Origin of the sequence: Thalassococcus arenae, assembly GCF_019104745.1 — a bacterium.
GTDB lineage: Bacteria > Pseudomonadota > Alphaproteobacteria > Rhodobacterales > Rhodobacteraceae > Thalassococcus_B > Thalassococcus_B arenae.
This window is the reverse complement of the sequence record NZ_JAHRWL010000001.1, coordinates 1,437,501-1,459,624: the sequence shown is the minus strand read 5'-3', so window position 1 is coordinate 1,459,624 and position 22,124 is coordinate 1,437,501. Positions and strand designations below refer to the sequence as shown.

Below are 22,124 nucleotides of genomic sequence, written 5' to 3'. Positions count from 1 at the left end.
CCGAACGGACCGAGCGGCCGGGCAGGTCGGAAAAACCGTGGACCGTGAAGCGAAGGCCGATGCAGAGGCGAAGCGCCGCGCTGCCGCCGCCCGAAAAGCCGAGATCGAGACACGGCAGCAAGAGGCCGCGGAAGCGGCTCGGCACGAAGCCGAGCGGCTTGAAGCGCAGGCTGGTGATGTGGCCAAGATCAGCGCCGCCAAGCGCAGCGATGCCGCACATTCCCGAAAGCGGGCCGCGACACCGCCCCCGCTCACGCTGACCGATCCGATCGACCTTACTAATGGCCCGGATGCGCAATGGCGCGGTCTGAAATCGTTCACGGTGCGTGAACGGCATCTCGAGCTCAACCGGATCATCACCGCCAGCCGTCACAACCCGGCCCATGCGGCCTTTGACGTGTTGCGCACCCGGTTGCTCCAGGCCTTGTCCGATCGCGGCTGGAAGCGGGTCGCGATCACGTCGCCGACCCAGGATTGCGGCAAGACCTTTACCGCGGCCAACCTCGCAATCAGCCTGTCGCGGCAAGAAAACTGCCGCACGCTCCTTCTGGACTTCGACTTGCGACGGCCCAGTCTTCATTCCGTCATGGGTTTTGCGAACCCTGGCTCGATCGGTGACATGCTGCGCGGCGCGACCCACCCCGGCGACCATCTTGTCCGAATGGGCAAGAACACCATCCACGCCGGCCGCAACATCGCGTTCGGGTTCAACGACACGACAGAACCCTATGCCGCGGAATTGTTGCAAGACCCCAGAACCCGGCAGACCCTGGCCGCGATCGAGCGGGACATGGCGCCCGATGTCATGTTGTTCGACCTGCCGCCCGCACTGCTCTATGACGATGTGATCGCCTTTCGCCCGATGTTCGACGGTGTCCTGCTGGTCGTCGGGGGCGGCATGTCCACCGACAAGGAAATCAAGCAGGTCGAACACCGTCTGGGCGAAGACACCCCCTTGCTCGGCATGGTGCTGAACAAGGCCGAAGGCAGCTCGGTCAAGAAATACAATTACTGAAGGGGCGCGGTCAGTACCGCGTCAACCCCGGCAGCAACCGAGCCAGCAGTTCCGTGAACGGCAACCTGTCGCCGGCAAAGCGCGCGGCGCCCCACAACACGGCCAATCCCGCCAAGACTGTCCCGATCACCAGCGCGCTATGCCTTCGTTTGTCGCGGGTTGTCGTTATCCGCGGGATAGACACGACCGGCTGGATTCCCAGCACCCGTTCCATCTGCGCGGCATTGCGGATCGCGGGGTTCATCATTTCGATCAGGAAGGCGGCAGCAAGTCCCGCAAGCAGGCTGGCCACGCCGCCCATCAGCGCAAGCTGCCGGCGGCTGCGCGTCACCGGATGTTCCGGCACCAGCGCGGTTTCAAGCACCTCGAACCGATCGGTTTGTTGGCGGTCCTCCAACAGTTGCCCCATCGCCGCCTCGGCCTTGCGGCGGGTGACAACGGCATATTGCTCCTGCAATCCGGTCAGTTCGCGTTGCAGACGGCCCAGATCGCGCTCGACATCCGGAGCGCGGGCAAGAATCGTTTCGATCTGCTCCCGCCGTTCGCTCAACAGGCGCTTTTGCTCTTCGATCAACGCGATCTGACGGGAAAGAACGTTTTCGCGCGCTCGGCTGGCATTGGTATCCAATGCGACGATCTGCTGGTCGAATTCCAGTTCGGCCTCACGGATCGCGACCAGTTGCTCGCGCAAGCTTGCCAATCCTTCGGGCAAGGCTTCTGCGTTGATACCCTTGAACTCCGCGATTTCCGACTCGAGCTTTTCGATGTCCTCGGCGACACGTCGTTCTTCGATCGAGAAGAAATCCAGTGTCCCACGTACCCGGTCGAACGACCGCGACCGCGACTGGTCGATGACCGAATACATCAGTTCGTTGGCCAGGTCTGCCGCCTTTTGGGGATCGTCCAGCGTCACGGTGATCAGCAGGCCCGAAGGCCGGACATTCGGTTGCCAGACCTGCGCCTGGTTGATGATCTCTTCGATCCGGGCGGATTGGCGCATACGGAAGATCCGTTCGTTCATCGACAATTCCGGATCGTCCGAGAACAGGTCGTGCTTTTCCATGATCCGCACAAGGTTGTCGCGGGCCATGAGGCGCTGTTCGATCAGGCGCACACGCCGTGCTGCGTCTTGCGTCGCGGCACTGGCGCCGGCCAACTGGTCGGGCACGCTGGAATCCTCGATCTGAACGACCGCGATCGCCTCGTAGAGCTTGACCTGCTGCATCGCGTAGACCACCGACAGGACACTGCCGATGAACGCCACCAAAAGCACGAGCCAGGCACGCCGGCGCAGCGCCGAAAGCACCTCCTCGAACGTCTGGAACTGATTCATCTCACGTCTCCCGCAAAGTGGCCCCCAATGCGTTCGGAAGACCACGGGCAGCGGCGTGGGCGAATGGTTCTGTCCGGGCCGCAAACTCGCCACCTTCGTGCCACAATCTAGGGGAGATGCCCGTTTTTCGCCACGTTTTTCCCGGATGGCAGCGGGAAACACAGCATTTCCAATACGCGAATTCGCGCCACGTTTTCGCCACAATTCGCCGGTGCATCCGGCCGCGCCGGTCAAGCGGCCGGCAGCGCCAGGGACAGGAGATGCCCGCCGCGCCACCATTGCCGGATCACCAGGGCTCGGGCGGCCGGATGATGGTGCCACGGCCCCGCGCGGGCAGGTTCGGCCAGCAAAGCGGTACCGCTTCGCCGCAGCGTGATGGCGTCGAAACCGGCAACCTCGCGGATCTCGGGATACAGCGCCTTGTAGGCCGCTTCCTTTGCGGAAAACACGCGCAGCGCCGCTTCGCCGCGCGGCAGCGGCGCATACGCATCAAGGTCGGCATCCGACGCGATCTCGGGCACAAGTTGCGGAGGGATCGGAATAGCGGTTTCCAGATCGACACCCAGGATCGGGATTGCTGATTTCCAGGCAGCCACCGCAAGGCACAGCCGGTCCGCATGCGTAATGCTGGCCGCGACGCCCTGAGGCCACACGGGCATGCGGTCGGGGCCCATCGGGATCGCACGCGGGTCGATTCCAAGGCCTTCGAGGGCCGCGCGCGCCGCCTGCCGGCCACCGGCGAATTCCGCGATCCGGCGCGGCACGGCGTGGACCATTGCGTCCTGTTCGGCATCGAAAAGAGACGTACGATCGGCAAAATCGGTCACGGCCCAACTCAGGTCTCGCGGAAGATCCAGCGCGGCAATCCAGGATCGCAGATCCTCCGCCGTCACGGTTCAGGCGCGCCTGCGCGCACGCATCGCGCGGCGCCGGGCCATCGCGTCGCTTCGCGCTTGCGCCCGGTCGCTGACCGGCCCCGGAGTGGAGGGTGCCGGCGGCCCGTCGAGATCCCCGGAAAGCTCGACCACCCTTGCGGCCAGGTCGCCGAGAACGGGAAAGCGAAAGATGTCGGTGATCGACAGTTGTGACGTGCCCAACTGCTCGCGGATCGCCCGGTGCGCCTGGACGGCCAGCAGCGAATGCCCTCCGAGGTCGAAGAAATTGTCGCGCGGCGCGATGCCTTGCACGCCCAGGATGCGGGTCCATATCTCGGCGATCTGGCCTTCTGTCCTGGCCGATCCCGGCGCCGCAGGGCGCGAAACCGATGGTCGGCGCGGCGCCGGCCTTGGCGCAGTCACCGAAGGTGCCGATGGTGCAGGCAGCGCGTTGCGGTCGACCTTCTTGTTCGGGGTCAGCGGAAACGCGTCCAGATGCACGAAACGCCCCGGCACCATGATCGCCGGAAGCGATTTCGCCATGGCGGTTTTCAACTGCGATTCGTCGCGGAACCGGCCGGTGTAGTATCCCACCAAGCGGACATCGCCGGGCTGATCCTCGCGCGCGCTGACCACCGCCTGGCTGACCCCGTCCTGGGCTTCCAGAGCGGCTTCGATTTCGCCCAGTTCGATGCGGTGGCCGCGCAGTTTGACCTGGTGATCGACCCGGCCGAGAAAGTCGATCCTTCCATCGATACGGCGCCGAACCAGATCGCCGGTGCGATACATCCGGCCGGGGTGAAAGGGATTGTCCAGGAACCGTTCGGCAGTCAATTCCGGGCGGTTCCAATAGCCGCGCGTCACGCCTTCGCCGCCGATCCACAACTCGCCCGCCTCGCCAACACCGACCGGTGCGCCACTGGCGTCCAGAACGTATAGCTGCTGGTTGGCCAGCGGCAGGCCCAGATTGACGACGCTGTCACCCGACCTTGCCGGTTCCACCGATGACCAGATCGTCGTTTCGGTCGGGCCGTACATGTTGGTGATATCGGCCTTGGTGATCTGCGCGAATTCGCTGACCAGCGCGCCGGGCAAAGGCTCGCCCCCCAGGAACAGGTGCTTGACGCCGCGCAGTGCCTGGCGCGCCTCGTCGTTCATGGCAATCATGCGCGCCATGGACGGCGTGCATTGCAGATGGGTCACGCCGTGCCGGATGATTTGCGCCGCGATCGAGAAATCGTCTTCGGCCAGTTCCGTTTCGGCATTGGCGCGCGCCACGACTTCGGCCAGCGGCCACAGCCCTTCCAGAACCTGTTCGCGCGGGATGCCGTAGTCGATCAGGCAGGCGATTTCCGTCACGCCGATGCGCCGCAACTGTTCCGTGCGTTCCAGCGCATCCTCGATCGTGCCGAACAGGCCGCTGTCGTTGAAATAGCGTTCGAAGGCAAAGTCGAGAATGGCGTCCAGCTCGTCGCCCTCGAGAATGTCGAGGTTGAGATCAAAGGCGTTCTTGACCCCTTCGGGCCGTTTGAAGGCCGGAAAGGCCCAGGCGTATTGCTTGATGAGCCCTGCGGCCGAGCGCAGGTAATCCTTCATCGGCTCGCGCGCGATCTCGCGGGCATGGTCGCGGCTGTCTGACAGGCAGGTGTGCAACATCAGCGTGACGGTGAAATCGTTCGGGTCGTGCCCGGCCTCGCGCAGTGCCGCGTGATACAGCCCGATCTTGCCTGCGACTTCGTCGATGGACTGGCCCAGAAGATGCGTCAGCACGTTGCAGCCGTTGCGACCGGCCTCTTTCCAGGTTTCGGGATTGCCCGCCGTCGTGACCCAGACCGGCAGTTCCCTAGATACCGGCCGCGGCTGCGTGACCACCTCGTGCATATTGCCGTCCTTGCGCGGGAAGGCCACCGCCTCGCCACGCCACAATCGCCGCACGGTGTCGATGTCGCGGATCATCGCCGTCTTGTTTTCGGGCGGCGTGTTTTCGGGGCGCAGGATGAAATCGTCGGGCTGCCAGCCGCTGGCGATGGCCATGCCCGCGCGCCCGTTTGTCAGGTTGTCGATCACCGCCCATTCTTCGGCGATCCGCGCAGGATGGTGCAGCGGCGACACGACCGATCCGCCGCGCACACCGATATTCTTCGTCACACCCGCAACCGCGGCGCCGGTGACGGAAGGATTGGGATAAGGCCCGCCGAACGCATGGAAATGCCGCTCGGGCGTCCAGACAGCGACAAAACCGTTCTCGTCGGCGAATTTCGCGCCTTCCAGAAGCAGCGCATACTTGTCGCGCCCGGCGCCGTCGTCGTTGCCCCAGTAGTAGATGGAAAATTCCATCCCGCCACCGGCGATGCGCATCGGCCCCCTGGAGATCAGCCCGCGATCCTCGTCGGATGTCAGAACCACGGTCAGACCGCGGGCGGTGGTCCAGAACAGTTCCAGCACCGAAATGTCGAAGCTGAGCGACGTCACCGCCAGCCAGGTTCCGCCGTCTTCATGCGGGATCACGTCGTCCATGCCGCGATAGAAATTCACCACGTTGCGGTGTTCGACCATCACGCCCTTCGGTGTGCCGGTCGACCCCGAGGTGTAGATCAGATAGGCCAGATCCTCGGACCGGGCGACGGGGTCGGGACGGCGGTCGGACATCTCGGACAGACGCGGCTCGGCATCGATGACCAGCAACTGCGCGTCGTGTTTCGGCAGGTAGGCCTCGAGCGCCGCTTGGGTGATGATGACGGGGGCGCCGCTGTCGGCGATGTAGTGATTCAGTCGGTCGGCGGGATAACCCGGATCCAGCGGCAGATAGGCGCCGCCTGCCTTGAGAACCGCCAGCGCGCCGACCAGCAGATCGATCCCACGCCGGGTATGCAGACCGACGACCGTGTCGCGGTCCACGCCCATTTCGCGCAACAGATGGGCGGTGCGGTTTGCACGCGCGTCGAGTTCGGCATAGCTCAGACGATGATCTTCGTAGACCAACGCCGTCATGTCCGGCGTCGCATCGACCTGGGCTTCGAAAGCTGCGGCCATGGTCAATCCACGGTCGTGATCGACGCCGGTGGCGTTCCAGGTCTGAACGACCAGCGCGTGTTCGGTATCTGGCAGCGTTTCCAGCGTGGACAGCGGTGCCGCTTGATCGGCTTGCGAAAGAAGATCCAGCCGGGCCGCCAGCAAGACCGCCTCTGCCAGGGGAACGGCGCCGGTGTCCACATGCAGTAGTGCGGCATTCGCCTTGAGTTCGACGGTCAGCGCCACGCCCGGGATGGGACCGGCGCCGCGCGACAGTCCGATCATCGGGACCACCGGGGCAGCGAGCGCCGGGTCACGCGCCGCAAGATCGACGAAAAACCCCTTTTTCGCGACGGCCCTGGTGATTTCCGTTTCCAGTGCGACGGACATGTCCGCCAGTGTTTCCCCCAAGATCACGCGGATCGGCACCCAAGGTGACACCAGCCGGGTTTTCGCGATACCGGCCAGAGCGGTGTCGGAAAAAGCGATATCGAATCCGTCCTGCCCGGTCAGACGCGCGGCCCAGACCGCCACCAGTCCCGCCGCATCGTCACTCAGCCCAAGCGCCAGCGTTTCGATCTGCCCGGATGCGGTGTTGACCAAAGGCAGTTCGGCGGCGACCAGACCTGCCAGCTGATCCCGCCAGAATGCCTCGTGCCGGACGACGGCAGCCACGGCGGAATCGTCGTCGCTTGCCGGCCCGCTCAACACGTCGCCGATCGCGGCGATCTCGCCGGGATCGACCGGCAGACCGCAGGCGCGGCGCAATACGGACAGCACCAGTGCATGATCGATGCAAGCGACGGTCAAATGATCGGACGTGACGTCGATCACCGTGCCGGGCTTGGCATGGCTTTCGGTCAACTTGGCGTGGCCCACCAGAAAAACGGCATCCCGCGCCCTCAGCTTGGCGCAACACAGCGGATTCCAATAGGGCCCGTGATCCAGGGCACGGATCATCCGTTCGGCCTCGGCGGCGGGTCGGGTCCAGTCGATCAAGCCATGCCCCGCAGGTCGATCCAACCTTGCGTGGTAACTGCGCTGCGCCGCGTTCTGGACGCTGCCGACGGCGTCGTCTGCTTCGAGCTTGCCTACAAGTTCGTCAAAGCTGTCGATGGCGGATTCGAATGCCTTGGTGTTCAGCGTCAGCGCAGTGTCCTGTGCACCGATGTCGAAGAACCGCTGCACCAGGATATTGCCGGTATCGATGCCGCTTTCGATCCGGTGCCAGGTGATGCCATGGCGCGATTCGCCTTCGATCAGGGCCCAGACCGGGGCGTTGAGCCCGGCATGCCGGGGCAGCGGGCCATCGTGAAAGTTGACGGCGCCGCGTTCCGCCAAAGCCAGAACGTCATCGGGCAACACCGCCAGATTTCCGATCGAAAACAACCAGTCGCAAGACCTGCCCACCAGCCGGGCCGCCAGCCCCTTGCCCGGGGCGACGACCGGCAAAGCCTGGTTCGCCGCCCAATCGGCGATTGCCGGATTGCGTGTGACCACAGCGGAAATCGAATGTCCGCGCTCCAACAGTTTCTCACTGCATTGCACCAGCAAGGATTGTTCGCCGATGACGATGGTCGCGAAAGCCGTCATGATTTGGTCTCCGCCTGCAAGGGGGATGGTGTCCGCGCGACCTGCGGTGTCGGAAGGGCGCGAAACAGCGCCCGCGCATCGTGCAGGACAAGGTCACGAAGAAAATGGTCGGGGTCGATCTGTGGCTTGCGCTGCACCAGCCGCCGCAACCGCCAGAACAGGCCGGCGCCGACATGCGCCAGCGTCGCCAGCGCGGCATAGGCCCGTCCGTGGTTCTTGGAGTAATAGTGCCAGCGGCTGTCCAGCCAGTATTGCGGCACCCGTTTCCAGACCTTCATCCCGGTCGACTCACCGCCGATATGGGTGACCACGCTGTCGCGGACATAATGTGTCTCGTAGCCGGCGCGCATCGCCCGAAGCGACAGGTCGGTTTCCTCGAAATAAAGAAAGAAGGTCTCGTCGAACAAACCGATCTGGTCCAGCACGCTTTGCCGGGCCAACATCGATGCCCCGGCCAGCCAGTCGACGCGGCGGGTCGCATCGGGCACCGGCAGCGGCACGGTGAAACGGCGCAACAGGCGCGAGACCGGGCCGAACCGAGCGGCGCTTTCGATCTCGGACAGGATTCCGGGAAAGCGGAAGCAACTGACATGGTCGTCGCCGTCGGGCCCATGCAGGTAGCTGCCCGCGAACCCGACCTCGGGATGTGCCCGGAGATGATCCAGCAATCGCCGGATCGCATCGCGCTCGGGAAAGGCATCGGAATTCAGGATGTAGACGAAATCGGGTTTGCCGCCGGCGGCCAGCCCGGCCCGAATCCCGACGTTGTTGCCAGCGCCAAAGCCGCCGTTATGCGGCGCCGCGATCAGTCGAACCGGCGTTTCGGAACCCGTCAATTCAGTCTCTATTGCAGCCTGAATCGTCTCGAACGACCCATCGCGGCTGTCATTGTCGACGATCACCAGTTCGCCTGTCAGCCCTTCCATCGCGACCAGCGCGGCACGCGCGGCGCGGATCGTCATGTGCGGCGTGCGGTAGTTCAGAAGCACCGTCAGGATTACCGGATCGGCCATGGCTCACTCCGCCGCCGGCCGGTTGGGAAAGGGCACGACATCGCGCGGATGGGTGCCGCCCTCGGCCGAAAGGATCGCCGCGCGCAACTGCGCCGCCAGCACCCGCACATTGGGTTCCAGAACCATGCTGTCATGATCGCCCGGCACCTCGTACACCTCGACCCCCGGCACGAATTGCCCCCAATCGTTGTCATGCAGCACATAGGACCGCTCGGAATTCACCCATCGGCCTTCGCCCACCTGCCACTTGCCGACCAGAGGCGGGCGATAGAGCACAAGCCGACCATCCCACGGCTTGACCTCGTAGCGGCTGACCGCCGTCAGGAAAGCCGCCTCGATCTCGGCATTGTGAAAGCTGGTCTGCTGGACTGTTTCCCCGGTTCCGCGGCGTTTTCCGATTTCCCAGGCGATGCGGTTGCGCGCCCAGATCAGCGGATATAACGGCCCCCTCGCGCGTGCCTGTTGCCACTGGATGACCAGTCGGTCGCGGGTGCTCAGCGGGCGGCGCTGTGGCAGCGGGGTGTCCAGCAGCACCACCAGCGACACGGTCTCGTCCAGTGCCTCGAGTTGCCGGGCGATCTCGTAGGCGGTGATGCCGCCGCCGGAAAAGCCGCCGACCATGTAGGGGCCTTCGGACTGCACCTGCCGCATCTCGGCGATATAGTCGGCCGCTGCCGCTTCGATGCTGTCATGCGGGTCTTCGCCGCCGTAAAGGCCACGTGCCTGCAAGCCGTAGAACGGGCGATCTGACCCCAGAAGATGCGCAAGGTGGCGCAGGTTCAGCACGTTGCCGAACATCCCGGCCACCAGGAAGAACGGCTGACGCGGCCCGCCATCGCCGTCATGCATCGCGACGAGATGCTTGAAGCGCCGTGCGGGTGTCTGCGGCTTGTCACCGTCCCCCGAGACCGGCGCATCGCCGACCTGTTCCCCGATCAGCGCAGCACAGGCCCGGATCGTCGGGGCCTCGAACAACACCGAAATCGGGAATTCGACGCGCCAGTGTTTCTTGACCTTGGCAAACAGCCGGACGGCGATCAGCGAATGCCCGCCAAGGTCGAAAAAGCTGTCTTCGACCCCGACATTCTGCACACCCAGCAGGTCCTGCCAGAAGCCCGCGAGCACGCGCTCGATCTCGGTTTCCGGCGCGACATAGTCGCTGTCCAGTTGCGGGCGTTCGAAGGTTTGTCCGTCGGACGTATCAGCCGTGCTGGACGCGGTCTGGCGCGTGAGTGCGTCGAGATCCATGGACGACACCACCACCTGCGGCTGGCCAAGCGCCAGGGCGCGATGAAACGCCTTCACGCCTTCCGCCGGAAGGATGCCCTGGCTCAGATTATGGGCAAGCCGTTCCTCGGCGGGGCTCAGCGGCTGCGCCGAGTCGCGGGACTGATCGAACTCCACCTCGGCTGCGGTCAGCGGCGGCGCGGCCCGCAGGATGTCGGGGTTGTCGAGCCGACGGATCGTGAAACCGGCGATTTCCACGAACACGGCACCATCGGGATCGCACAAGGTCACGTCGAACCGGGCGGTCTGGCCATCGGCACGGTTGTCGGCGGCATTGCGCACCCAGCTGACGATGCGGTCGGGTAGCGGCCCGTGGACCCGCACGAGGCCATAAGACACCGGCACCCAGAGATGCGTCGGCTGGTACCCCGCGATCAGATCCATCGCCCATCCGGTGGCGATGTCCAGAAGCGCGGGATGCAGAAGGCAGCCATCATCGCGCGCCTGCGGCCCCAGCGACAGATCGGCGATGCCTTCGCCTTGCCCGATGGCCCGGCTGTCCAGCACCTTCCAGCGCGAGCCAAAGGCCAGATGCACCTCTTGCGGGGCGCGCAGCTTGCCGCCGCCATCGGCATGGGCCGCCTGCCCGCAGCGTGCCCGGATCGCGGGCAAGTCCAGCGGTGCGGGCCGGGTGAGCGGTGTCAGAACCAGCGTGCCTTCGGCCGTCAGACTGCGACCGCGCCGCCCGTTATGCGTGCAATCGGCCAGAACCGACAGACCATAGCCCTGGTCGTTGCGTGTCAGCCGCACCAGAACGTCGCGTTCGCCATCGTCCGCGACGCGCAGGGGACGCAGGAAATTCAGATCCCGGATCTCGAACGGCCCCGGCGCGTGATGTGCATGCAATGCATGCGCCGCCAGCGTCAGATAGCCGGTTCCGGGCAACAGCGCGTCACCCGATTTCGTCCGGTGTTCGCCGATGAACCAGTCATCGGTGCCGTATCGGGCGTGAAAAACCCGGTTTCCGTCGTCATCGAACGTGGCGGTGTCAAGCATCGGCAACGCGATCGGGTCTTCCGGCGCGGGCGGCAGATCGCCGTGGCGGGCGGCCACGGCTTCGGCGGCCATCCCAACCTCGTTCCAGATTCCCCAGTTGATCGCCACAACGCGGGTCTTGCCGCCGCGCCGCGCCTTGGCGAAGGCGTTCAGAAATTCGTTGGCGGCGACGTAATCCACCTGCCCCGCCGGCGCGGTAACGGTCGAGGAAGAGCTGAACAGCGCCATCCAAGCGACCGACCCGTCGGGAAAAGCCTGACCCAGCACTTCGGTGCCGTGGATCTTGGGGGTGAAGACATCCTCTATGCTGGTCGGGCTTTTCGACAGCAGTGGTCCGTCGTCGATCACACCCGCGCCGTGGATGACACCGGTGATCGGACCGAACCGGTCTTCGGCCTCGGCCCGTGCGGCGCGCATCTGGTCCAGGTTGCAGACATCGGCAGCGACCAGCATCACCTCGGCGCCGGCGTCTTCCAACCTGCGGACCGCCTCGATGCGGCGCGATACCGGGTCCTGCGGCGCGTGGCGCTTGATGTGATCGTCCCAAAGCGCACGATCTGGCAGGGCCTTGCGGGCCACCAGGACCAGCTTGGCCCCCTTCCGCGCGTAGTCTTCGGCCAGCGACAACCCGATGCCGCCGAAACCGCCGGTGATGAACACCACGGCCCCGTCCGGCGCGGTCTCGTCTGCGTCCAGAAGGACCGGCATCATCGCCGCTTCGAACCGGCGATCGGCGCGCAGCGCGGCGATGGCGTCCGAAGGTTCGGCCAGCAAATCCTCGAGCACCCGCAGTGCCAGCGCGCCAAAGGCCTTGTCGCGAGCCTGTTCCGCCTTGCGACGCGACCAGAGCCCGACATCCGCCGGTGCAGGCAGTTGCACATCCACAACCGCCACGCTGACGCCGGGCAGTTCCCGCGGGATGACACGAGCGGGACCGGCGATGGTGGACTTTGCCGGGTATTCCAGTGGCTCGTCGCGAACCTGCGCGGCGCCGTTGGTCACGACCGTGATATGCAGCGGGCGCGGCAATCCTTCGCCATCCATGGCCTGAGCGAGGAACAGCAGCGAATAGAAGCCCTGCTCCTGCACCCGGTGGAAGAACGATGATCCCGGACGATGGCTTTCGCCCTCGGTCACCAGCCAGAAATGCGCGATCCGGCTGGGCACAATCCCGCGCAGGGCCAGGTCCTGGAAAAGCAGGTCATAGCCTTCGCGCCCGCGTTCCGGCGACAAAACGTAGCCGGTGCCATCGAGCCGCGCAAAGGTATCGCCCGGCGTCACGCCGATCACGCTGTGCCCGGCGGCCTCGAGGCGCGCCGCACAGGCCCGGCCAAGCCCGGCCTCGTCGAGGAATATCAGCCAGGTTTGCGGTTCGGCATCGCCAAGCCCGTCGGCGACATCGACCGGCACCAGCGCGGGGCGCGGGCGCCAGACCGGCTTCCATCCCCATTGCGCGATATCGTCGTTGCGCATCAGGAATTGCGGCGCCGCATCCGCGGTGGCCTTGCCGGGTTCGATGAAGTATCGGCTGCGCTGGAACGCGTAGGTGGGCAGCGGCACGCGATGCCGCGTGGCGTCTCCCCAGACCTGATCCCAGTCGATTTCGGCGCCGAGCGCCCAAAGCCGGCCCAGAACCTCGAACATGTGCTTGTCGTCGGCAATGGCTTCGTCGGGATGGCGCAGCGAAGACAGGGCCTGGTTCGCGCTGACCTCCGCATGCTGGCGCGCCAGAGACGACAGCGCCTTGCCCGGCCCGACCTCCAGAAAGATGCGGTTGGGTGCCGCAAGGGCGCCGATGCCCTCGGCGAAGAAAACCGTGCCGCGCAGATGTTCGACCCAGTAGTCGGGATCGGTGGCTTGCGCATCGGTCATCATCTGCCCGGTGCGGTTCGAGGTCAGCGGGATGCGTGGCGGCTTCAGTTCGATGGTGCGCAGATAGGCGCGGAAATCCTCGAGGATCGGGTCCAGCATCCGGCTGTGCGCGGCAATGTCGATGCCGATGCGCTGGCAGTCGATATCCTGCGTGCGCAACGCCTGCTCCAGCCGGTCGAGTGCGCCCTGCGGGCCCGAGACGACCGACAGGTCGGGCGCGTTCACGGCGCCCAGGTCCAGATCGTCGCCCAGCATCTCGGTCAGGCGGTCGGCCGAAAGCGCCACCGACAGCATGCCGCCCGCCGGAACGGTGTCGAAAAGCCTGCCGCGCAGGTGCACAAGCCCGATGCAATCCTCGAAACTCATGACCCCCGCCACACAGGCGGCGGTGTTTTCGCCCATCGAATGACCGGTCAAGGCGGTGGGTTCGACCCCCCAACCCATCCACATCTGCGCCAGTGCGTATTCGACGATCATGATCAGCGGCAATTGCAGCGACGGCTTTTGCAGCGCCTTGTCCGCCGCGGCCCGATCCGCCGCATCCGGCAGCCACAGCGCGCGCATGTCGGCATCGGTCATCTCGGCCAGCACGTCCAGCCCGCGATCCATCCATTCGGCGAAGACCGGCTCGGTTTCGTAAAGATCGCGCGCCATGCCGGCGTATTGCGCGCCACCGCCGGGGAACATGAAAACGATCTCGGGCGCATCCAGCGCGGTGTGGCCGTGGACACGGCGCGCATTTTCGCCGTCGAGCAGGCGCGCGGCCTCGTCATGGCTTTCGGCGACGACGATCATGCGCCGGTCGAACGCACAGCGCCCTTGCTTGAGCGTGAAGGCGATGTCGGCCAGCGGCTGTTCGGGATGCTCGCGCAGGTGCCGGGCCAGCCGGCTGGCGTTCTCTTCCAGCGACGCCTTGCTCTTGGCCGACAGCGTCAGGATCTGGAAAGGCCAATCGCTGTCTTCCGAAACGCCCCGGCCCGGTGCCTCTTCCAGGACGACATGCGCGTTGGTGCCGCCCACACCCAAAGAATTCACCCCGGCCCTGCGCGGATGCGTGCCGCGCGGCCAGTCGCTCAGCCGATCGTTGACGCGGAAGGGCGAGGCGTCGAAATCGATGGCGGGGTTCGGTTTCTCGTAACCCAGGCTGGGCGGGATCTGCGCGTTGTGCAACGCCAGCGACGCCTTGATCAGGCTGGCCACGCCGGCGGCCGTGTCGAGATGGCCGATATTGGTTTTCACCGACCCGATCCGGCAATGACCGACGCCACGTCCGGTCTCGCGAAAGGCCTGGGTCAGCGCGGCGACTTCTATCGGATCGCCAAGATAGGTGCCGGTGCCGTGGCATTCGACATAGTCGACCGTATCGGATGAAACGCCCGCCACCGCCTGCGCCTCGGCCACGGCTGCCGCCTGTCCGTCGACGGAAGGTGCCAGATAGCCGGCCTTTTGCGCGCCGTCATTGTTGACCGCGCTGCCCTTGATGACGGCGTAGATATGGTCGCCATCGGCCTGCGCATCGCCCAGCCGCCGCAAGACCACAACGCCTGCGCCTGACCCGAACACGGTGCCCTGCGCGCGGTGATCGAAGGCGTGGCATTGCCCGTCCGGCGACAGGATCTCGTTTTCCTTGAAAAGATAACCGCGATTGTGTGGCAGCTCGATCGTCACGCCCCCCGCCAGCGCCAAGTCGCATTCGCCGTTCAGCAGCGCCTGCACCGCGTAATGCGTGGCCACCAACGACGTGGAACACGCGGTCTGCAGGTTGACAGAAGGCCCGTGCAGATCCAGCACATGGCTGAGCCGCGTGGTCATGAAATCCTTGTCGTTGCCGGTATGGCGCAACAGGAACATGCCGGTCGATTCGACCAGGTCGGGATTCGAGCAGATGTTGAAATAGAAATAGCTGCCCATGCCGCAACCGGCGAACACACCGACCTGACCATCGAAGTTCTCGGGCACGTGCCCGGCGTTTTCCAACGCCTCCCAGGCGGTTTCCAGGAATTGCCGGTGCTGGGGGTCCATCACCGCGGCTTCCTTGGGCGAAAAGCCGAAGAACTCGGCATCGAAATGGTCGAAATCGTCCAGCGGCGCGGCGAAGGGCACGTAGTCGCGGTGGCGGATCAGACCGGGGTTTTCGCCCGCCTCGAGCAGTTCGGCCTCGGACAATCTGCGGATCGAGGAGACGCCGTCACGCAGGTTGCGCCAATAGGCGGCGATGTCCCGCGCACCGGGTAGGTGAGCCGCCATGCCGACAATCGCAATATCCGTTTCAACAGACGCAAGAGACGCGTCGCCCGCCATAATCGCCGTCCCACTCAAATTACCCGCAAGCCGTCTTGGGCTGTGCGGGGAAAATGCGGCGATTTTGAGGAAAAGTCCTCAAATTCGCCCCAATTTCACTGTCGCCAATGTCGCAGCGTTTCCCCTGCGTGAACAATGGCCGAATTGCAAACCATTGTATCCTTCTGCGCAAGGAAAAGCGTCACAAAACCGCCAGCGGCGGGATGGCGTCCCAGTTCAGCCAAAGTGCGAGCGCGGCCAAGGCCGCCCCTGCCAGCGCGCAAACTGCATCATGCAGCGGATCCCAGGCACCCATGCGCCGCGCCAGCCAGACAACCACCGGATAGGCCAGCAGAACCGCGACGCCCTGCGCCACAAGCGCACCGACAAGCCCGGCGATTTCCAGCCCTGCGATCAATGCACCGATCATGAGCACCGCCCGTGCCAGGGCGAGGATGAAGAACCGTCTGGAATCGCCCGCGGCCAGCGCAGCCTGATCATAGGTCAGCGCCACGATGGTCGGCACCTGCATGCACGCGATGACAACGACGATCCCGCCCGCCATCGCATAGCGCGGATCGTAAAGAAGATCGACAAGCCAGACACCCAGCATGGCAAACCCGCCGACCATCGCCAGCAGCGCGACCGTCACCGCGAACCGCATCTTGCGCAGCTTGACGAAGTTTTCGCGGCTCTGCCCGGGGGGCGTTTCCCGGTAGACCGGAATCAGCACCTTGCGTGTGACCAGCCCACCCAGAAGCATCGGGAACGAGGCGAGGAAGAAGCCGATATTGTAGACCCCGAAGGCATCCAGCGGCAGGTATTTCCCGATCAGCAGCTTGTCGCCCTGGCTGAAGGCAAAGCCGCAGACGGTCGACAGGAAAATCCACTTGCCGAAGCCGATCAGTTCAGACACCGCCGGACCTTCCCACCGCAAACGGTTGCCATCGCCGGGCAGAAAACGCCACAACAGGCCCAGCAGGATCGCCTGGCTGACGATGCCGCTGAGCACCAGCGCCCAGACCGACCGCAACCACCAGGCCAGTGCTATCGCGATGACCAGCGCCAGAAGCTGCGTGCCGATCTCGATCGCCGTGACGCGGCCCAGAACCAGGTGCCGGTTCGCCGTTTCCATCTTGGTCGGGTTGAACCCCTGCAGGATCAGCGTCAGCGCCGCGACGGGCAGCAATGTCAGGATCTGCGGTGCGCCGTAGATCAATGAAAGCGGCCAAGCCAGGGCACAGGCCACGAGCCACAGCGCGAACCCGCGCATCACCTGCATGGTCCAGGCGGTATCCAGGAAATCGCGGTCGTCGCCGCGTTTGCTTTGCAGGATCGCGGGCGTGATTCCCACATCCGAGAAATTGTGCAGGCCCTGCAGGAAGACCATGATCAGCGCCATCATCCCGAAGGCTTCGGGGAACAAAAGGCGGGTCAGGATCAGGTTCGACGCCAGGCGCAAGGCCTGTTGGGTGCCGAACCCGCCCACGGTCAGCAGCGACGAGCGCAGCGCACGGGCGGTCAGTGAAGCACCGCCCAACCGGGATGTGAGGGCACCGATCATCGTCCGCGGCTCCAGCCGGTCTTGCCACCCAGCCCCAGCCGCACCAGCAGCGCGACCCCGGCATAGACCGCAAAACCCGCCGGGTCGCGCAACGCGAGCCCAAGCTTGGCCGCAGCGGGAAAGGCCGGTTTGTCATCGTTGGCCAGCAGGTGCGGAAACCGCTCGGTGATTTCGGAGACGCCGCGATCCTGCCGCTGCCGGACCCGCACGAGGTTGCCCAACCCTTCGGCGATCGGCCAGCGATAGGGCGCTCCGACCCTGATCCTTTCCTCCGGCGCGAAGGACAGCCGCACGAAGGTGTCGTCCGAGATGATATCCGGAAACGCGCCCCAGCGGGCCCGTCCCGCCGCGTTGACGGCGAACAGGCCGCAACCCGGCACACCCTGCGCCATGAACGGCACCTGCCGCCAGATCCGGGCATAGGCGCGGCTGGCCCAGTTGTCCGGCGCGGCGATCTGCACCGCGCCGCTGGCATAGCGCGGCGCGTCGTCATCCAGCACCTCGGCCAGTTGCATCAGCAAGTCCGGTCCGACAGTCACATCGGCATCGAGATAGACGCGCATGGCGGACCGTGCCGCCGCGTCGCCTGCGTTCAATGCCGCCAGCTTGCCACCTTCGGCCCGTTCGATCACCTGCAAGGTCCAGCCCTGCGCCGCGAAACCGGGCGCTTCGGCGCGGGCAACAGCCGCGGTTTCATCCCGGCAGCCGTTGGCCACGACGATGGCGTCGATCGCGCCGGGCCAAAGCCCGCGCGACGCCGCAACCGCCCGCAGGCACCGGCCGATCAACGCTGCCTCGTTCGAGGCCGGTACGATCACCGACAGGGTCGGGCGCCTTTGCGTCGTGTTGCTGTCCATCTGCCGTACCAATGCGGCCACACCCCGAAAAAATCCACCCGTCTGCCGCAGAATAGTTGCCGCCCGACTGTGGCCAAAGGATGAAATAGCCTAGACTTGGGCGTGATTGACCCATGCCCCGCGGGGCCCGCTGCCAAGCTCAGGATCACCGTTGTGACGCGCCCGTTGAGGATCGGTTATCTTGTGCCCCAGTTTCCGGGGCAGACGCACATCTTCTTCTGGCGGGAAATCCGCGCGCTTGAAGAGATGGGCCACGAGGTGCATCTGCTGTCGACGCGCAAACCACCCCAGGGGCTGATTTCGCACCGCTGGTCCGCCGAAGCGATGGCGCGAACCACCTATCTTGGCGCCGTTGCCCCCTTGCAGGCTGCCGGTGGACTGGCCCGGCTTCTGCCCCGCGGCCTGCCGGTCTGGATGGCGCGCGAAGGTCTGGATTTCACGAAGGATGCGATCCTGACGCTGTCTGCCGCGCAGGCCTTGCTGACCCTTTCACGCGTGCGGCGGCTGGATCACGTGCACGCCCATTCCTGCGGCCGCGCCGCACTGATCGCGGCCTTCGCCGAGCGGATGGGCGGGCCGCGCTATTCGCTGACGCTGCATGGTGCCTTGCAGGATTACGGCCCGGGCCAGCGCTTCAAATGGCGGCACGCGGCCTTTGCCACGGTCATTACCCAGACCTTGCGAAACACGCTGTCCCGCGACCTGGGCGGCTACCTGCCCGATCGTCTGCCGGTTCAGGCGATGGGGGTCGACACCGACGATCTGCGGCCGGCCGGTCCTTACCAGCCCGTCCAGCACGGCGAACCGATGCGATTGTTCTCGTGCGGCCGCCTGAACGTGTTCAAGGGACACCAGGACCTGATGAGCGCGGTTCGGCAATTGCTGGATGACGGCGTCGATGTCCGGCTCGAGATCGCCGGAGAGGACGATGTGGGCGGAACCGGTTACCGCAAGGAACTCGAGACGCATCTGCGCAAGCTCAGGCTGCAGGATCATGTTCGCCTGCTGGGTGCGGTCGATGCCGACATTGTGCGCGACAAGCTTCAGCAAGCGCATCTGTTCGTCCTGGCCTCGTGGAACGAACCGCTGGGCGTCGCGTATATGGAGGCGATGGCCTGCGGCGTGCCGACGATCGGCACCAATGCGGGCGGCGTTCACGAACTGATCGAGGACGGGGTGACAGGCCGGCTGGTTGCCCCGAAAGCGCCGCGCGAACTGGCGCGGCTTATCCGTGACCTGGCTCAGTCGCCAGAGACCTGCCGCGCGTTTTCCACGGCCGGGCGCGCGCATGTCGTGGCAAATTTCAGCGCCGCGGGCGGGGCGGCTTGCCTGGTCCGCGAAATCCGCCACGCGATGGGCACGGCACCCTAGCCAGCGTCGATACCGATATCGGCTCCCGGGTCGTCGGAAAACCGCAACACTTCGATTCCGATCATCGTCGCGGTGCCGACCCGGCTGGTGGCGACGATCCGCGCCCCGTCCCGCGTCAGCGTCCAGTCCGCGCGACGGCCCGGCAACTCGGCGACGTCACGACCGGGACCGCCATGCAATCGGTCGACGCCACCCAGCGAAACCAAAAGATCGTCGCCCGGACCGCCCAACAGGATATCCTCTTCCGGCGTGCCGGTCAGGGTGTCCGGTCCATCCTGGCCACGCCGAACGACCCCATCGGAGAAGACCGACGGATCACGGATTTCCCAACTGGTCGGGCCTGTGGCGTTGAAAGCCATCAGCATGTCCCACCGCGGGTTTGCGTCGTCGAGATGCCGAAGCGCCCCCCAGCTGCCCCATTTCGTGGCGGGGGCGACGTCGACGAAAGCGTTGAACAGCGTGCCGCCCGCATCGACCCAGCCGGCCATCAGCAGCTCGTAAAGCCGGGCCATTTCGGGCGTGTAGTTGAACTGCGTGAAGAACTCGGTCAGCCGATCATCGTTGACCCGATCGCCATGTGCGACCACATGCGTGCCGCCTTCGTACATGATCAGGCGCAGACCGGCGCGGCCTGCGGCCGCCGCATGATACGGAAATACGTCCTCGACCAATTCGCGCAGCGACCCCTGTTCCAGCGCGATTGCGGCCGGGGCGATGGCGGCCTCGAACCTGTTTTCCTTGACGAATTCGCGCAGCGCGACCCTGCGAAGCCCCTGTGCCTCGCCGTCGGCGGTGGCCATTGCCTCGGCCGCGTCAAGCCAGGCCTGAACATCCGCGGCCATCTCGGCGCCGCCCATCTCGTAGCCGAAATAGCCGGTGACGGCATAGGCGTCGAAACTGTCGCCGGGCGCCCGGCCCAGCTCGAGAAACGCCAGCGGGGCGGTCAGGACATCCTCTTCCAGACCCGGCCATCCCGTATGGGTGGACACCACCCGCACCAACCGGCTGTCGGCCTGATCGCCGAACACGTCCGACCAGATATCCATCATCTGCGCGGCGCGCAGTCCGTAGAACTGCATCCAGCCGGTTTCCGAACTGCCCCAGCGTGCCGTCGCCTGCTCCGCCGCCCAACGCGCCTGCGGAAAGATCTGGTTCCAGACTTCGTTGGAATACTCGACATAGGCCTTCAGGCGCGGGTCCAGCCCGTCGCGGACCGCTTCGGCGAAACGGCGGGCATAGTCGTCATCGGCCATGTGCGGCAACGTGAACCACGGGTCGGCGCCGATCTGGTTGGCCAGGGCGATCATCACCTCGACCGGCACGCCACGCTCGCTCCAGCCCTGTTGCGCCCGGGTCGGACGGTCGTCCCACGTGACCTGGGTCGACCCGTTTGTCATCATCCAGTCCATGAACCGGACCACGCGCAGATCACGCACCCGCTCTATCCAGTCCGGATTGAAGATCGCGCCGGTCTCGAACAAGGGCCAGTGGTCGACATGCACAACGCGGATGTTGCGGATCGGGTCGTCCGGGTCGGACATGCGCACCTGGACGCCGACATAGCCGTCCCCGGGGGTGTAGTTGAAGGTGATCCGGCCTTCTTCCTGTCGGACCCGCTTGGCGCGTCCCCCGACGGTCAGTTCGCCGGTTCCTTCCCAGATCACGGCGTAATCGCCGGCCAGATGCAGCGCCCCGTCCGGCTGATCGGTCAGGATGATCGCCTCGAGCATCTCGGCGTCGTCGGGCAGGCCCACGGGCCAGCCGTCATCGTTCAGGTATCCGCCGTCACGCAACGCCGTGCTGTCGTATCCACCCCATTGCCCCTTGCGATGGCCGACCCAGCCGCGGGCCGAACGCATGACGTCGATGAAAGGGTGTTGGGTATTCCAGTCGGCGATGCCGCCCAGCCCCATGCCAAGCGCCGGCGCGCCGTCGGGGCGGGCACCGGGCGGTGGCAAGTAGACCGGCTGCCGTTGCGGCAGTGTCGCCGCGGCGGGCCGCGCCTGGGGTTTGACCGGCGACGTTTCGCCAGCAGCCGGTACCGTCGCCCGACGCGACCGCGGTTCGGGCATCATCGACCAGACGGTCTGGGCCAGCGCAGGGTAATTCGCCACGATCTCGGGCAACAGCGTCGCCGGCGGCTGGTATGCGACGGGCGGTGCCGCATCATAGACCGCCGCAAAGGTGATCATGCCGGCCAGGAAATACAGTGACGGCGTGCCATGCGGATCGGCGTCCGTGAACAGCGCCGTGGCCGGCACATCTGCCAGCGGTCCGCCCTTTCCCAGCAGGGCGGCCAGGATGCGCGCCGTCGGGATCAACTGCGGTTGCGTGTCCGGCCGCGCCTCGGCCAGCAGCGCCTGGTATCGGTCGAACCACGCCGCATGCGCCCCGCCGTTATAGTCGACATACCGCGCGAACGCGGCGCCATCGGGCGGAAAATCGGGAACGATCCCGTCCATCACGGCCCAACCTTCATACAGGAACAACCGGGCATCGGGGGCTTCGGCGGACAACCAGTCGACCAGGCGCAAGGTGGCGCCCAGGGGGCTTTCCCCGGTCGGGTTTTCGCCGTCATAGGGCGCGTCGGGCGGCTGGTACTGGACGAAATTCGACGGTGTCAGGATCACGGCGTCATAGCCCGCCTCACCGAACGCCCCGTCGCCCGGTGACCATGCACCGGCGATACCGGGAAACGACCAATTGTCGGTCGGCGGCAACCCGTCGGCGAAGTTGCGCAGGAACCCCCATTGCCCGTCCAGCGCCAGCGTCCGCCCATCGGCGCGGGCCATCTCGTTCATCCAGTGGACGATGTTGGTGTGATCCGCGTCACTCAGGTGGTGCTGCAGCGAATTGCCGAAAACATAGACCCGCGACGCATCGCGCCCCTCGGCCTGCGCCTGGAATACCGTCACGACAACCGAAAGAACCGCCACTATTCGCCGGATCATCTGCCTCACCCGCCTTGCCTTTTCGCCAGTATGGCGCAGCCAGCCGCCAAGACAAAGCGTCGCCGCACCCGGCGGCGGAATTTGGCAGTTTCCATTTGCCGATTT

At 65.5% G+C, this 22,124-nt stretch carries 10 protein-coding genes; 2 read left to right on the top strand and 8 right to left on the bottom strand.

All coding sequences use genetic code 11. From position 1 onward, the window contains the following. Nucleotides 1-37 precede the first annotated feature (37 nt). Nucleotides 38-1,015, top strand: a complete 978-nt coding sequence (locus tag KUH32_RS07175; RefSeq protein ID WP_348541095.1) for a CpsD/CapB family tyrosine-protein kinase — start codon at nucleotides 38-40, stop codon at nucleotides 1,013-1,015. Nucleotides 1,016-1,025: 10 nt separating this feature from the next. Here the strand turns inward: KUH32_RS07175 and KUH32_RS07170 are convergent, their stop codons facing one another. From KUH32_RS07170 to KUH32_RS07140, 7 genes are all read right to left on the bottom strand, one after another. Next, nucleotides 1,026-2,348: a Wzz/FepE/Etk N-terminal domain-containing protein gene (locus KUH32_RS07170; RefSeq protein WP_217777350.1), complete on the bottom strand. Its 1,323-nt coding sequence runs from the start codon at nucleotides 2,346-2,348 to the stop codon at nucleotides 1,026-1,028. A 230-nt stretch (nucleotides 2,349-2,578) separates the two neighbouring features. Further along, the gene (locus tag KUH32_RS07165; RefSeq protein ID WP_217777349.1) at nucleotides 2,579-3,175 is read right to left on the bottom strand and encodes a 4'-phosphopantetheinyl transferase family protein; all 597 of its coding nucleotides are present in this window, start codon (nucleotides 3,173-3,175) and stop codon (nucleotides 2,579-2,581) included. Nucleotides 3,176-3,244: 69 nt separating this feature from the next. Continuing rightward, nucleotides 3,245-7,828: a MupA/Atu3671 family FMN-dependent luciferase-like monooxygenase gene (locus KUH32_RS07160; protein WP_217777348.1), complete on the bottom strand. Its 4,584-nt coding sequence runs from the start codon at nucleotides 7,826-7,828 to the stop codon at nucleotides 3,245-3,247. Beyond that, nucleotides 7,825-8,841 carry a glycosyltransferase family 2 protein gene (locus KUH32_RS07155; protein ID WP_217777347.1) on the bottom strand — a complete coding sequence of 339 codons (1,017 nt, stop codon included), beginning with the start codon at nucleotides 8,839-8,841 and terminating at the stop codon, nucleotides 7,825-7,827. Before KUH32_RS07155 ends, KUH32_RS07160 begins: the two co-directional genes overlap by 4 nt. 3 nt (nucleotides 8,842-8,844) lie before the next feature. Beyond that, nucleotides 8,845-15,297 (bottom strand): type I polyketide synthase, encoded by a 6,453-nt coding sequence (locus KUH32_RS07150; protein WP_217777346.1) that lies wholly within the window; start codon nucleotides 15,295-15,297, stop codon nucleotides 8,845-8,847. Between the two features lie 181 nt (nucleotides 15,298-15,478). Beyond that, nucleotides 15,479-16,840 (bottom strand): oligosaccharide flippase family protein, encoded by a 1,362-nt coding sequence (locus KUH32_RS07145; RefSeq protein WP_217777345.1) that lies wholly within the window; start codon nucleotides 16,838-16,840, stop codon nucleotides 15,479-15,481. Further along, nucleotides 16,837-17,697 (bottom strand): glycosyltransferase family 2 protein, encoded by an 861-nt coding sequence (locus KUH32_RS07140; protein ID WP_217777344.1) that lies wholly within the window; start codon nucleotides 17,695-17,697, stop codon nucleotides 16,837-16,839. The genes KUH32_RS07145 and KUH32_RS07140 overlap by 4 nt, the downstream gene beginning before the upstream one ends. Nucleotides 17,698-17,862: 165 nt before the next feature. Here KUH32_RS07140 and epsE point away from each other — a divergent pair, with 165 nt between their 5' ends. Next, a complete protein-coding gene (gene epsE / locus KUH32_RS07135; protein WP_217778349.1) occupies nucleotides 17,863-19,068 on the top strand; it encodes an exopolysaccharide biosynthesis GT4 family glycosyltransferase EpsE in 1,206 nt (401 codons plus the stop codon). Here epsE and KUH32_RS07130 read toward each other — a convergent pair. Then, a complete protein-coding gene (locus tag KUH32_RS07130) occupies nucleotides 19,065-22,019 on the bottom strand; it encodes a calcium-binding protein (protein ID WP_217777343.1) in 2,955 nt (984 codons plus the stop codon). The genes epsE and KUH32_RS07130 overlap by 4 nt on opposite strands. Nucleotides 22,020-22,124: the final 105 nt, after the last annotated feature.

Bases quoted from the DNA above. Each gene is read 5' to 3' on its own strand.
- KUH32_RS07170 (WP_217777350.1), bottom strand. From the start codon at position 2,348: ATGAATCAGTTCCAGACGTTCGAGGAGGTGCTTTCGGCGCTGCGCCGG.
- KUH32_RS07160 (WP_217777348.1), bottom strand. From the start codon at position 7,828: ATGACGGCTTTCGCGACCATCGTCATCGGCGAACAATCCTTGCTGGTG.
- KUH32_RS07155 (WP_217777347.1), bottom strand. From the start codon at position 8,841: ATGGCCGATCCGGTAATCCTGACGGTGCTTCTGAACTACCGCACGCCG.
- KUH32_RS07150 (WP_217777346.1), bottom strand. From the start codon at position 15,297: ATGGCGGGCGACGCGTCTCTTGCGTCTGTTGAAACGGATATTGCGATT.
- KUH32_RS07145 (WP_217777345.1), bottom strand. From the start codon at position 16,840: ATGATCGGTGCCCTCACATCCCGGTTGGGCGGTGCTTCACTGACCGCC.
- KUH32_RS07140 (WP_217777344.1), bottom strand. From the start codon at position 17,697: ATGGACAGCAACACGACGCAAAGGCGCCCGACCCTGTCGGTGATCGTA.
- KUH32_RS07130 (WP_217777343.1), bottom strand. From the start codon at position 22,019: ATGATCCGGCGAATAGTGGCGGTTCTTTCGGTTGTCGTGACGGTATTC.